Below are 14,087 nucleotides of genomic sequence, written 5' to 3'. Positions count from 1 at the left end.
ATGTGCGCTTATACACAGACAGTGCTGTAAGATGTTCAAACTCTTGTTATAATGTTGCCATTCAAATAAAACCTATTTATATAAGACAGGATATTTTATGAGCATGAACGCTGACGATTTGATTGCATTTTTACAGACTCACTTCCCAGACGCTTTTATTCAAGCAGCCAATCAAGGCAATAAGTTCGATGTACGTGTGGTTGATGCCAGTTTTGAGGGCAAACGTGCCGTCCAACGTCAACAAGCGATTTACGCGTTAGTAAACGATAAAATTGCCAGTGGTGATATTCATGCGCTCAACATCCAAGCATTGACACCTGCTGAATGGGAAACTCAGCAAAAAGGTTAGAGATTTACGTCTTTTCCCTTTAAAAATATCTTTTTAATTTTCTCTATTTTCTACACTCACAGCTAGGTTGTCACTTTTATGGATCAGTTCTTAATCACCGGTAGTAGTCGTATCGCAGGGGAAGTCACTATCTCTGGCGCCAAAAACGCTGCTTTGCCGTTACTTGCAGCTATGATATTAGCTGAGACTCCAATGACACTGCATAACGTGCCGTCACTACAAGACGTGCGAACGTTGATTAAGTTGATCGCTGGCATGGGTATCAATATCGAAAAACAGGGTGACACGGTTACCTGTGATACTAAAACCATCGATAATTTTTATGCGCCGTATGACTTGGTCAAAACCATGCGTGCTTCAATCTTAGTACTAGGGCCGCTACTTGCACGTTTTGGCGAAGCCGAAGTGTCATTGCCAGGTGGTTGTGCCATTGGTTCACGCCCTGTTGATCAGCATCTAAAAGCGTTTGAAGCGATGGGCGCCGAAATCAGTGTAGAGAATGGTTATGTAAAAGCCCAAGCACCGAAAGGTGGCAAGCTACTAGGCTGTAACTTCTCGTTTGATATGATTACCGTCGGCGGTACTGAAAACGTTATTATGGCCGCAGCATTGGCAAAAGGCACAACTGTTTTGGGCAACTGTGCGTTAGAGCCTGAAGTGGTTGATCTAGCAAACATGCTGGTTGCGATGGGTGCCAAAATTAGCGGTATTGGTACATCAACGATGACCATCGAAGGGGTAGAGCGTTTACACGGCTGTGAGTACTCAGTCGTCCCTGATCGTATCGAAACAGGCTCATACCTCGCTGGTGCCTTGATGACACGTGGTGACGTATTGACCAAAAAAACATCTGCTCTATTGCTGACGCCAGTATTAGAGAAGTTCGAAGATATGGGTGCGGTTATTACGACAGGTGATGATTGGATTCGCGCGCAAATGAAAGGCCGCCCCAAGGCGGTTGATATTCGTACTCAACCGCATCCAGGCTTTCCGACCGATATGCAAGCACAGTTGATGGCAATTAGTTGTCTTGCCGATGGTACTAGTACGTTTATTGAGAACATCTTTGAAAATCGCTACATGCATGTCCCTGAGCTCAATCGTTTAGGTGCTTCTATTCAGGTTGATGGTCACACTGCCGTAGTCAAAGGTGTTGAAAACTTTACTGCAGCACCAGTCATGGCGACTGACTTACGTGCGTCTATGTCATTGGTGATGGCGGCTGCGACTGCTGAAGGCGAGAGCTTAATCGACCGTATTTACCACATCGATCGTGGTTACGAGCATGTTGAAGACAAGCTGCGTAGCCTAGGCGTGAACATAGAGCGTATTAATACCAACGCTTAGTATTGATTGATTTAGTATTAGCGTTTATGCATATTACGTTATAAATTAAAAACTCTCCTGTTAATAGGGGACTGCACATGGACACGATGTCATTATGACTGAGACAAGCAAACCTTTACCAACCAGTGGTTTATTAAACGAAGTAAACGATGAGTTTTCAGGTCTAACTTTAGCCTTATCAAAAGGCCGCATTCTAGAAGAAACCATGCCACTGCTACGTGCGGCTGGCGTTGATCTTTTAGAAGATCCTGAAGCATCACGTAAACTTATTTTTCCAACCTCAAATCCAAATGTGCGTGTATTGATTTTGCGTGCCAGCGACGTGCCGACCTATGTCGAACATGGTGCGGCTGATTTTGGGGTGGCGGGTAAGGATGTGCTGCTTGAGCATGGTGCCAATCATGTCTATGAATTGCTCGATTTGCAGATTGCCCAGTGCAAACTAATGACTGCTGGTGTGAAAGATGCGCCGCTACCGAATCGACGTCTGCGTATCGCGACCAAATATGTCAATGTCGCTCGAGCTTATTTTGCGAGCCAAGGTCAGCAAGTCGACGTTATCAAACTTTACGGTTCAATGGAGCTTGCGCCATTGGTTGGTTTGGGTGATTTGATTGTCGATGTGGTCGATACAGGTAATACATTGCGAGCCAATGGACTTGAAGCACGCGATCATATTTGTGATGTTTCATCTCGTTTGATCGTCAATCAAGTGAGCTATAAGCGCAAATTTGCATTACTAGAACCAATTTTAGATAGCTTTAAAAGTAGTATCGCTAATGGCTAATTATCCGGTGCAAGTCATTGGTAATATAAAGCATGGTTATACAAATTTTTAAACCAGTTCAGCAGGCTATGAGTGACGTAGCGTGCTAAACTGGTTTTGTTGTCTTAGCTTGCGAAAATATAAAATCACCGTAAAATTTAGACAAGAAGACGTCGACTAAGCTGCAATATTTTTGAAAGACAAACTTACTTTGCTTAGTTTTGAACCGTTAATTTTTAGCACTACTTTACGCTCAAATATAGGATTAGGTCATGCGCCAGTTAAGTACCCAAGATACCGATTTTGATAGTCAATTGACACAATTACTTGCTTTTGAAACCGTTAATGATGCTGAATTATTACATACCGTCGATGATATCATCGCGCAAGTACGTGCTGATGGTGATGGCGTCGTATTGGCATTGACTCAGCAGTTTGACCAGCATCCAGCAACGTCGATGCAAGAGTTGGAGCTGTCTAAAGACTCGCTTGCAGAAGCGTTTACCAACCTTGACGAAAAAGTAAAGAAAGCGTTAACCACAGCAGCGACGCGGGTACAGACATTCCATAAGCGCCAAGTACAAGAAACATGGCAGTATGAAGATGAGCTAGGCAACCGTTTGGGTCAAAAAGTCACACCACTTGATCGTGTCGGGATTTATGTACCAGGCGGTTTGGCTTCATATCCTTCTTCAGTATTGATGAATGCCATTCCTGCTAAAGTCGCTGGCGTTACTGAAGTCATCATGGTGGTACCAGCGCCTAAAGGTGTGCTTAACCCGCTAGTATTGGCAGCGGCCTATCTGTCTCAAGTTGATCGTGTCTTTACCATTGGTGGTGCTCAGGCTGTAGCAGCCTTGGCCTATGGCACTGAAACGATCCCAGCCGTAGACAAAATCACAGGACCAGGTAATAAATATGTCGCAGCAGCTAAGCGTGCGGTATTTGGTCAGGTTGGTATCGATATGATTGCTGGTCCTTCAGAAGTATTGGTATATGCAGAAGGCGAAGCACAAGATCGAGCCGATTGGCTAGCGATGGATTTGCTATCACAAGCAGAGCATGACCGTATCGCGCAAGCTATCTTTGTGACAACTAGCGAAGAACAGCTTAATGAAGTAGCGCTTGAAATAGAAAAAGCATTGGCCGAACTACCAAAATCAGATATCGCACGTGATTCACTTCAGAACCGCGGCGCACTGATATTGGTAAAAAATCGTAGCGAAGGTATGGCGCTCATCAATCGTATCGCACCTGAGCATTTAGAATTGTCCGTTGATAACCCTGACGCACTGCTAGATGATGTTCGTCATGCGGGCGCTATTTTTATGGGTCGTCATACGCCTGAAGCGATTGGAGATTACTGTGCAGGACCGAACCATGTGCTGCCAACATCAGGTACGGCGCGCTTTTCTTCTCCATTAGGTGTTTATGATTTTCAAAAGAAGTCATCCATCATTTATTGCAGTGAGTCTGGCAGCAAACCTTTGGCTGAGACGGCAGATATTTTAGCGCAGCGTGAGGACCTAGAAGCCCATGCGCGTTCAGCTCGTTATCGTTATCAATAATTGATTTTGAATTTTTAGCTTTTGCTTTTTATATTTATTTTTAATAGTCTTTTTGGCTAATAGTAGGATAATTTATGAGTGAGTCAAAGATAGACACCAGACTGTGGTCGTCTAAAGCGCGCAATTTATCACCTTATATTCCAGGTGAGCAGCCGCAACACGACAATCTATGCAAACTAAATACCAATGAGAACCCATTTCCACCCTCGCCAAAAGTGGGGGAGGCTATTGCCAAGGTCTTAGAACAGCAGGCTGATGAGTTGCGTTTGTATCCTGCCCCTGAATCTAATGATTTACGTGCTGCATTGGCACAGTCATACAACCTTGATATCAATCAAGTATTTGTCGGTAATGGTTCAGATGAAGTCTTGGCTTTAGTATTTGCGAGCTTCTTTTTAAAAGAGCGTCCGCTATTATCACCTGATATTGGTTATAGTTTTTATCCTGTATATGCACAGACGTTTGGTGTAGAGCTTGTACAGATTCCTTTAGAGGAAGATTTTAGCATTGACCCTGATGCTTATCGTCAACCTTGCAGTGGTATCATCATCGCCAACCCTAATGCACCAACGGGTTTACTACTGTCACTTGCTGATATCCGTAAGCTTGCAAGTGAGCATTCTAATGCGGTCATTGTGATTGATGAAGCGTACATCGATTTTGCTCAGATAGATGAAAGCGATGTAGATGCTCCAGTCTCAGCGGTGAGCCTAATTAATGAGTGTGATAACGTTATCGTGACCCAAACCTTTTCAAAGTCGCGTTCGCTTGCTGGATTGCGTGTTGGCATGGCCTTCGGTAATGCATCATTGATTGAAGCACTAACACGTATGAAAAATAGCTTTAACAGCTATCCATTGGATAAGTTGGCTCAGGCTGGGGCGACTGCAAGTGTGTTAGATACTGAGTATTTTGAGCAAACCCGTCAGCAAGTCATTGATTTACGTACATCGCTAACGTCGGAGCTAACTGCATTGGGTTATAACGTTCTACCGTCACATGCCAACTTCGTATTCGCCCGTCCAAAAGATGGCGATGCTAGCACTGTTGCCAGTGCGTTACGTGAGCAAGGTATTATCGTTCGCCATTTCAATAAGCCGCGTATTGCAGAATACTTGCGTATTACCATCGGTACGGCAGAGCAAAATGAGCGTTTGATTGATGCTCTAAAAGCCTTGCAAGCTGAGGCTAGCGTTGCTGAATAATATTAGATTGATAACCTAATATAGAATATTGATAGGTGAGCCTTTTTACTTATAACGTAAAATACTATTGATAAGTCTTAAGAATAAAGCCTGTCAACGTTATGTTGGCAGGCTTTATTTTTTCTTCCAATTCGCAATATATTTGAATTTTCTATCTTAGCTTCTTTTAGCCATCGCTGTTTGAGCAAGCACTGACAATAGGTTTCCTACTTTATCTAAGCATTCTTGGTATTCAGCATCACAATCAGACGCGACCGTAATACCGCCACCTGCCCATAGGTTAACGTGTTTTCCTTTATTAGCAGCATTATTCGACGAAGCATTGGCTTGCAATGTACGAATGAGTACATTCCATTGACCACTACCATCAAAATTCATATATCCCATAGTGCCACAATAGGCACCGCGTGGCGTAGATTCCAATTCAGCGATGATCTCGACAGCGCGTTTTTTTGGTGTACCAGTAATAGAACCAGCAGGCAGACTACCAAATAGTACAGCTAGCGGATGAGTATCAGTTTTTAGTTCAGCAGTGATAGTGCTGACCATATGATGCACATTGCTAAAACTCTCAATCGCAAATAACTGTGGGACTTTAACGCTACCAATTTTGGCATATTTACCTAAATCATTACGTAGTAAATCTACAATCATGACATTTTCGGCACGATCTTTTTCGCTATTGACCAGTTGCTGTTTATAGCGCTCATCTAGATCGTTAGTAGACCCTCGTGGCATGGTTCCCTTGATAGGCTTGGTGCGAATATAGTGTTTGTCAGAGCCACTTTCTCTAGTGAATGTAAAAAACAATTCAGGTGAGCAGCTTAACAACTCAAAATGACTGCTATCTTTATTAAAGCTGCTGCTTTCATTTATATAATCACCATCACTGCCACCAACGCTCATGTATCCTGCAAAAGGCGCTTTTGTATTGCGATATAGTGCAGGCAAATAATCAATAAGCGCTGCTGGATGGCTCACATCGTTTTTATACGGTAGTTTGCCCGACCATTTCTGTGTCAAGTTAATCTGATAGCAGTCACCTTGCTGTAGATAGTCTTGTGTGCGATTAAATGCTTGTTGATAATCAAGCTTACTCCACTGTGGACTCAAAACGAGGGGTGTAATATTTGATGAGTCTTTAAACTGTGATCGATTGAGATACTGATTAGACAGCTTTTGATCAAGCTCGTCTAAGTAACAGGTAAGAGTGGTTATAAGACTATCGTTTGTTTTATGACCGATATTCTCAGAAGTGTCATCAGCCAAATGAGTCTTTAACTCCCAACCTATATCAGCATGTGCTGAGGGTGTTAGATAGATATCATAATGTCCTAATGAAGCACACGGCTGCATGGCCAATTCAATCCTATCGGCAGGGCTTAGCTCATGGGCCGCAATATCATAACCGATAAAACCGATTAGCCCATGATAATAACTGGGTTTCAGACTCTCTTCTTTATTGATATAGGATGTGTCGTTATTAGCTTCTTGAGCATTGCTATAAGCAATCAACTCTTCTTGCCACTCTAGATAGCTCTTATAAGATGTTGTGCTAGCATAATTATTATTAGCGTTATTTACATCAGTAACGCGACGCACATCAGTACCACGGTAACTTTTAATCACTTTATAAGTATTTGGTAGAACACTAGAAGCTTGCTCATCATTGGGATAAACAGACCAACTGACTTTTGGAAGTAAACCAATCACCGGTCGACCATCATTATTAAGCCAAACAAATTGCCAGTTTGTACTAGCATCTTTATCGAGCAAATGACGCTGTAACTGCGGCATCAGCTCTGCAGCAGACAAGTCACCAAAACGCCAGCTAGATTTGCTAGCTGGCGATGGCGCAGAATCTGTCTGCTCAGTTGTATTGTGATTTGATACAAGCATGGGTTAAGCGTCAAACTTTTTGATAATTAGCGTAGCATTAGTACCGCCAAAGCCAAAGCTATTACTCATCAAGGTTTCAAGATTTGCGTCACGCTTTTGAGTGACGATATCAAAACCTTCAGCAGCAGGATCTAAGGTATCAACATTGATACTTGGAGCGATGAAGCTTTCTTGTAGCATTAGTAGACAATAAATCAGCTCTTGTGCACCAACAGCGCCCAAGCTATGGCCTGTCATCGATTTGGTTGAGCTGATAGCGGGTACTTTACTGACATCGTTACCAAATACTTTAGCAATCGCTTTAAGCTCAGTGATGTCGCCCAGCGGTGTACTAGTACCATGGCTGTTGATGTAATCAACACTTTCTAGTCCCGCTTCGGCTAAGGCTTGTTGCATACAGCGAACAGCACCTTCACCACTTGGTGCAACCATTTCTGCGCCGTCAGAGCTGGCACCATAGCCAACGATTTCAGCCAAAATATTAGCACCGCGTGCCTGAGCATGCTCTAGACTTTCTACAACAACCATTGCACCACCAGCAGCGATCACAAAACCATCACGGTTTTTGTCATAGGCTCTAGAAGCAAGTTTGGGCGTGTCATTATACTGAGTACTCACTGCACCCATGGCATCAAACATACAAGACTGTGTCCAGTGCTCAGCTTCACTACCACCGGCCAGTATTACATCTGCTTTACCCAATTGGATAAGCTCAGCAGCATGACCGATACAGTGTGTTGAAGTTGCGCAAGCAGAGGTGAGCGAGTAGGAGACACCTTGGATTTTTAGACCAGTTGCCAAAGCGGCTGATACCGAACTGCCCATTGTCTTTGGTACCGCCATTGCACCGACACCGCGTAGACCTTTTTCGCGCATCGCATCGATGGCATTAACGATATTTTCTGTTGATGCGCCGCCTGAACTTGCCACTACACCCACGCGTGGATTGTTATTGATGGTATCAAGCGATAGCCCTGAGTGCTCAATCGCATTCAGCGCGCTGACATAAGCATAGAGACTGGCGTCACTAAAGAACCGTTTCAGCTTACGATCAATACCGCTAGTATCAAGTTCTGATTGGTTGATACTGCCGCTCACGTGTGATTTAAACTCGTGCTCAGCGTAAGAGTCATTAAATGTGATGCCAGACTGACCTTTTCTGAGGGCAGTTGTAACAGTGTCTAAATCATGTCCGATACAAGAGACAATCCCTGCTCCAGTAATAACTACGCGACGCATATTCTATTCCTTATGAGTAACAATATTTCAAAATTGCCTTCAATAATCGTTTTTAGATATTGGCTCTATTATTCAATATTAAGTGACGTTGTGCTTTATCGCCATTGTATAAATCGTAGAGAAACCTATGTTCTGTAAATGGCTATTTATAAATAAAGTACAAGTGTACTGTGAATTATGGCACATGATAACGTATCAAGCTTTCGAAATCTTTGCACAAGTGCAAAATAACGACAAATAACGCTCATCATGTAGTGCCAATTCAAAAAATGATAAGTAAGCCTAGCTACTGACTATGGACGGAATTATACTTTAGATACAAAATTTGTGATTCTAATAACATTGTTCGCACTGACACCAGTTACGATAACTGGCTAAAATAGTAAATTCGTTATTAATAATTAACTATCATATTATAATACTAATATATTAAAAATTAACTCACCATATTAAGGACATCATGATGGCAAAGCGTAGCACTCTCTCTAAAAGCATCACCACTATTGGCTCTTTTACTCGTAACAATCTTGAACGCGTAGGAGCTATGATTGACAACGTAAATGCGAAGACAGGCAAACCACGCCAATACAAAGCCATCGATTTAGGTGATGAGGATTATCAGCAGGACTTGTTTCGTGAGCAAACCTTAAAGGCTACGCAGCAACTATTAGGCCCACGCTTTGCTACTTACGGTAAATATGCTAAAAAAGTCGTACCGAATAGCTTTTTCCAATCGACAGTTGATGGGGCATTTGCACAAGTGGCCAAACTTGCCGCCAATTGGAGTCAACTAGACTTACCTAATGAACACCGCTTTGCCAATATTGCTACTTTAGATGACGAAGAGCGTTATGCACTAGCTACTGATATTGCTAACCAAAACCGTGCGCTTGCGGCAATAGGCGGGTTGACAGGTTTGGCAGGTCTACCGGGTTTGCTTGCTGATACACTATGGCTATTGCTGGTTTCATTACGTACGGTTTATCAGATTGCTGCTGTATACAACAAACCGCTGACAGGTAAACAAGGCGTCAAAATGGCCTACGAGCTACTATCAAACGCCGATTTGAGCAAGATGCAAGAGAAACAAGCATTATTGGCAGGTCTAGGTATTGGTAAAGGCTTACTTGATAATGCTCAGAGTAGAGGCCTACATAGCGAGCTTAAAAACTTAGGGCTAAAAAATCAAAACGTAAATTATTATGCGGAACAAATAGACAGTATCGCGAGTCAAGTAGGAATCGATTTAGACCAGATCAACCTGTCATGGGTTCGTCGTTTCATCCCTGTTACCGCTGTAGCGATCGGTGTACATTATAATAGCCAATTAATCGATGAAGTAATCGGAGTGGCTCAAGCGACCTTTGCCCCAGAAGCAAAGCTAGCCAATCGTGCTATTACTGATGATAGCAGTAGTGAGGCTAAAGTAAAAAAAGCCAATACTGACGATGAGGAAAAAGGTACAGAAAGCAAAGAAGAAAACAGCAAGGTAGAAGAAGCTGATAAAAAAGAAACTGGCAGTGAAAAAGACTCAGACAAACAAACCTCTGACAAAAAAGCCAAGTAATAAAAGTAGTTTTTACTAGCTTGGCTATTTACAACCATAACGGTATCTATCTTAGTTTGATTGAGCGGTATGACTTGAAAATTAGGATAAACACCACCACTTATTTGTCATCAAGCGGCATTTAAATGTCAAATATCTTTTCTTAATGATGCTTGAGTTGGCCTTTTTTGTTTTATTTATTATGCTATTTTTCGATGAAAAATCTATAAAGTGATACAATAAGAGCCTGAATGCATATCTATCAAATGTTGTAAAGCGAAACCATTCATAAGTGGTTGAAATAGCAGCAACAACTCTTTATAATACACTGTCCTAAAAATGGGTGCCCAGAAATCTGCAGTTATTGTCAGATAGATGGTGCGTTGGCCCATTTTTTTGTTTTATACCAAACGGGAGAAGGATGCCTTATGGCAACAACTAACCAATTGATTCGTAAAGGTCGCAAAACCATCAAGGAAAAGTCAAAAGTTCCTGCGTTGGAAGCGTGCCCACAGCGTCGCGGTGTATGTACTCGTGTATATACTACCACGCCAAAAAAACCTAACTCAGCCATGCGTAAAGTATGTCGTGTACGTTTGACTTCAGGCTATGAAGTATCAAGCTACATCGGCGGCGAAGGTCATAACCTACAAGAGCACAGTGTTGTTCTTATCCGTGGTGGTCGTGTAAAAGATCTACCAGGTGTACGTTATCACACTGTTCGCGGTGCATTGGATTGCGCAGGCGTTAAAGACCGTAAGCAAGGTCGCTCTAAGTACGGTGCTAAGAAGCCTAAAGTTTAATAACTAGACGTTGTTAAATAAGCTTTTTGCACTACCCAATAACTGTGCATGGGTTTGGTGTCAGTAGTAATATCACTCTTATATAAATATATATCTGTGATTTGCTCCTAAAACATACCACCATGCAGTAAGGCTAACTGATAACTCACTGCTATATTCTTATGATAAGTAGTCGATGTTGTGAATGTTAGACACTCCTGAAGATAAGGAAATTTATTATGCCAAGACGTCGCGTCGTTGCTGCCCGTGAGATCCTACCGGATCCTAAGTTTGGTAGCCAAACTGTTGCAAAATTCATCAACCATGTAATGAGTGATGGTAAAAAATCTACTGCTGAGCGTATCGTTTACGGTGCACTTGAGACAGTAAGTGAGAAGCGTAAAGTTGAAGATCCAGTATCTTTCTTCGAAGAAGTACTAGAAAATGTACGCCCAATGGTAGAAGTAAAAGCTCGCCGTGTCGGCGGTGCAACCTATCAAGTACCAATGGAAGTACGCCCCTCCCGTCGTACTGCATTGGCTATGCGTTGGTTAGCTGAAGCTGCTGCTAAGCGTTCTGAAAAATCAATGTCTTTGCGTTTAGCTGGCGAATTGAACGATGCTGCTGATGGCAAAGGTGCTGCTATGAAAAAGCGTGACGAAGTTCACCGCATGGCAGACGCTAACAAAGCGTTCTCTCATTACCGTTTCTAAGCTACTTTTTAATAGTAGCTTGAGATTAGAGGCTCATGCCATCTAATCTTGCATTGTTGTTTATTCTATTGATTGCCGCCATCATTTATTCAATCGTATATAGGTTTAACTTATTAATGATTGAGATGGCGGACATCTATCAAGATGCCTCTCTAAAAGAACATGCTTCTTGTTAGAGAACATCCCAAATTTGATGCCGCACTATTCTTAGTATTTGCTCTTTTTTTGTCCGTATTAGGCTTAATAATCAGTAAGTAATATTACGAAGCTGAACGCTTTGTCATAGAGTATGAGGTAGAGACACAATACATTATTATATACACGACTTTTCCTAGGAAAACACTATGGCTCGTAAAACTCCCCTAAAACGCTACCGCAATATTGGTATCTCAGCGCACATCGATGCTGGTAAGACGACCACTACTGAGCGTGTTTTATTCTATACCGGTGTTAGCCACAAAATTGGCGAAGTACATGATGGCGCAGCCACTATGGACTGGATGGAGCAAGAACAAGAGCGTGGTATTACTATTACCTCAGCGGCAACAACTTGTTTTTGGTCAGGTATGGCTAAACAGTTTGACGAACACCGTATCAACATCATCGATACCCCAGGTCACGTTGACTTCACGATCGAAGTTGAACGTTCTATGCGTGTACTTGATGGCGCGTGCATGGTTTACTGTGCAGTAGGCGGCGTTCAGCCACAGTCTGAGACCGTATGGCGTCAGGCTAACAAATACAAAGTACCACGTCTTGCATTTGTAAACAAAATGGACCGTGTTGGTGCTGATTTCTATCGTGTTATCGATCAGATCAAAAATCGTTTGGGTGGTAACCCTGTACCATTGGTTATTCCAATCGGTAAAGAAGATGACTTCGAAGGCGTTGTTGATCTAGTAAGCATGAAAGCTATCTATTGGGACGAAGCGTCTCAAGGTATGAACTACGAAGAGCGTGATATCCCAACTGAACTACAAGAAAAAGCAGCAGAGTACCGTGAGCATCTTGTAGAAAGCGCTGCTGAAGCCAATGAAGAACTCATGAATGAGTATCTAGAAAATGGTGAGTTGTCAGTAGAGCAAATCAATGTTGCTATTCGCCAGTTAACGATTGATAATGAAATCATTCCACTTCTTTGTGGTACAGCATTCAAGAACAAAGGCGTTCAGAAAATGCTAGATGCTGTTATTCAGTATCTACCTGCACCAATCGACGTACCTGCTATTAAAGGTATTCTTGATGACAAAGACGAAAGCGAAGGCAGCCGCGAAGCATCAGATGACGCACCTTTCTCAGCGCTAGCATTCAAAATCATGAATGACAAATTCGTTGGTAACTTAACCTTCGTACGTGTTTATTCTGGTGTAATGAAACAGGGTAGCAGTGTTTATAACCCGGTTAAGATGAAGCGTGAGCGTGTTGGCCGTATCGTACAGATGATGGCAGACTCTCAGCAAGAGCTTCCAGAGATTCGTACTGGTGATATCGCAGCATTAGTGGGCATGAAAGACGTGACTACTGGTGATACGCTATGTGATGAAGATAACGTAATCACTCTTGAGCGTATGGAATTCCCAGATCCGGTTATCAGTCTAGCAGTTGAGCCAAAGACTAAAGCTGACCAAGAAAAAATGTCAATCGCTCTTGGCCGTTTGGCAAAAGAAGATCCTTCGTTCCGTGTACATACTGACGAAGAATCTGGTCAGACGATTATCAGTGGTATGGGTGAGCTACATCTAGAGATTCTTGTTGACCGTATGAAGCGTGAATTCAACGTTGAAGCAAACATCGGTGCGCCGCAGGTTGCTTATCGTGAGACGATACGTAACACGGTTGAACAAGAAGGCAAATTCGTACGTCAGACTGGTGGTCGTGGTAAATTCGGTCACGTTTGGTTACGTCTTGAGCCACTTGATCCAGCGGGTGAGACTGAGTATGAATTCGCTGAAGAAGTTGTTGGTGGTACGGTACCAAAAGAATTCCACGGTGCTGTCGATAAAGGTATCCAAGAACGCATGAAAAACGGCGTACTTGCAGGCTACCCAGTAGTTGGCGTAAAAGCAACTTTGTATGATGGTTCTTACCATGACGTCGATTCTGATGAATTGTCGTTCAAAATGGCAGGTTCTATGGCCTTCAGAAAAGGCTTCATGGCAGCTGACCCAGCATTGCTTGAGCCAGTCATGAAAGTAGAAGTTGAAACACCTGAAGACTACATGGGCGACATCATGGGCGATCTTAACCGTCGTCGTGGTTTGGTACAGGGTATGGAAGATCTACCTGGCGGTACTAAACAGATTCGTGCTGAAGTACCATTAGCGGAAATGTTTGGTTATGCCACGCAAATGCGCTCTATGTCACAAGGCCGTGCAACTTACTCTATGGAATTCCAAAAGTACGCTGAAATTCCAAAATCAGTTGCTGCTGAAATCATCTCTAAGTTCAACTCTAAAGATGATGACGAGTAAATAGAACTTACTGAAGGTGACAATATAGAGTATGTCTGTGTATTGTCACTAAAGAATACGCCAATAACTTGTTAAAAGACTTGTTATTGGCCGTGATTTTCTTATAATATCTGCACATTAGTATGTGTAACCTTTTAACAATTATCTTAATGTGGTCAAAATCGTCTTAATTATCGTATTAATATGAATTAAGTCTTGAACC

The 14,087-nt window shown here is 42.6% G+C and carries 12 protein-coding genes; 10 read left to right on the top strand and 2 right to left on the bottom strand.

What is annotated here, in order from left to right:
- Nucleotides 1-103: 103 nt before the first annotated feature.
- The 5 genes from ACT3QR_RS10040 to hisC all read left to right on the top strand — a co-directional run bounded on the left by ACT3QR_RS10040 (nucleotide 104) and on the right by hisC (nucleotide 5,235).
- Nucleotides 104-349, top strand: coding sequence for a BolA/IbaG family iron-sulfur metabolism protein (locus ACT3QR_RS10040; RefSeq protein WP_192519908.1), 246 nt, complete (start codon nucleotides 104-106; stop codon nucleotides 347-349).
- 78 nt (nucleotides 350-427) lie between these two features.
- Nucleotides 428-1,696 (top strand): UDP-N-acetylglucosamine 1-carboxyvinyltransferase, encoded by a 1,269-nt coding sequence (gene murA, locus ACT3QR_RS10035; protein WP_444521209.1) that lies wholly within the window; start codon nucleotides 428-430, stop codon nucleotides 1,694-1,696.
- A 94-nt stretch (nucleotides 1,697-1,790) separates the two neighbouring features.
- On the top strand, nucleotides 1,791-2,483 hold the full coding sequence (hisG, locus tag ACT3QR_RS10030) for an ATP phosphoribosyltransferase (protein ID WP_444521208.1): 693 nt from the start codon (nucleotides 1,791-1,793) through the stop codon (nucleotides 2,481-2,483).
- Nucleotides 2,484-2,734: 251 nt separating this feature from the next.
- Nucleotides 2,735-4,030 (top strand): histidinol dehydrogenase, encoded by a 1,296-nt coding sequence (gene hisD, locus ACT3QR_RS10025; RefSeq protein WP_444521207.1) that lies wholly within the window; start codon nucleotides 2,735-2,737, stop codon nucleotides 4,028-4,030.
- Between the two features lie 74 nt (nucleotides 4,031-4,104).
- Entirely contained in the window at nucleotides 4,105-5,235 is a 1,131-nt protein-coding gene (gene hisC, locus ACT3QR_RS10020) for a histidinol-phosphate transaminase (protein WP_444521206.1), read from the top strand.
- A 156-nt stretch (nucleotides 5,236-5,391) separates the two neighbouring features.
- Here hisC and ACT3QR_RS10015 read toward each other — a convergent pair whose 3' ends face one another.
- Together ACT3QR_RS10015 and ACT3QR_RS10010 are read right to left on the bottom strand one after the other, a co-directional pair.
- Nucleotides 5,392-7,134 carry an anthranilate synthase component I family protein gene (locus tag ACT3QR_RS10015; protein WP_444521205.1) on the bottom strand — a complete coding sequence of 581 codons (1,743 nt, stop codon included), beginning with the start codon at nucleotides 7,132-7,134 and terminating at the stop codon, nucleotides 5,392-5,394.
- A 3-nt stretch (nucleotides 7,135-7,137) separates the two neighbouring features.
- A complete protein-coding gene (locus ACT3QR_RS10010) occupies nucleotides 7,138-8,373 on the bottom strand; it encodes a beta-ketoacyl-ACP synthase II (RefSeq protein WP_444521204.1) in 1,236 nt (411 codons plus the stop codon).
- A gap of 460 nt (nucleotides 8,374-8,833) precedes the next feature.
- Between ACT3QR_RS10010 and ACT3QR_RS10005 the strand changes: the two genes are divergently transcribed.
- The 5 genes from ACT3QR_RS10005 to fusA all read left to right on the top strand — a co-directional run bounded on the left by ACT3QR_RS10005 (nucleotide 8,834) and on the right by fusA (nucleotide 13,885).
- Complete coding sequence (locus ACT3QR_RS10005; RefSeq protein ID WP_444521203.1) at nucleotides 8,834-9,940, top strand: EcsC family protein; 1,107 nt, start codon at nucleotides 8,834-8,836, stop codon at nucleotides 9,938-9,940.
- A gap of 407 nt (nucleotides 9,941-10,347) precedes the next feature.
- Complete coding sequence (gene rpsL / locus ACT3QR_RS10000; protein WP_011281154.1) at nucleotides 10,348-10,722, top strand: 30S ribosomal protein S12; 375 nt, start codon at nucleotides 10,348-10,350, stop codon at nucleotides 10,720-10,722.
- A gap of 218 nt (nucleotides 10,723-10,940) precedes the next feature.
- A complete protein-coding gene (gene rpsG, locus ACT3QR_RS09995) occupies nucleotides 10,941-11,414 on the top strand; it encodes a 30S ribosomal protein S7 (RefSeq protein ID WP_443521032.1) in 474 nt (157 codons plus the stop codon).
- A gap of 35 nt (nucleotides 11,415-11,449) precedes the next feature.
- Nucleotides 11,450-11,590 carry a hypothetical protein gene (locus tag ACT3QR_RS09990; RefSeq protein ID WP_444521202.1) on the top strand — a complete coding sequence of 47 codons (141 nt, stop codon included), beginning with the start codon at nucleotides 11,450-11,452 and terminating at the stop codon, nucleotides 11,588-11,590.
- Nucleotides 11,591-11,758: 168 nt separating this feature from the next.
- The gene (gene fusA, locus ACT3QR_RS09985) at nucleotides 11,759-13,885 is read left to right on the top strand and encodes an elongation factor G (RefSeq protein ID WP_444521201.1); all 2,127 of its coding nucleotides are present in this window, start codon (nucleotides 11,759-11,761) and stop codon (nucleotides 13,883-13,885) included.
- Nucleotides 13,886-14,087 lie beyond the last annotated feature (202 nt).

The organism is Psychrobacter sp. AOP7-B1-25 (assembly GCF_052376195.1).
GTDB lineage: Bacteria > Pseudomonadota > Gammaproteobacteria > Pseudomonadales > Moraxellaceae > Psychrobacter.
The sequence above is the reverse complement of the archived record's forward strand: the minus strand, read 5'-3'. Positions and strand labels throughout refer to the sequence as shown.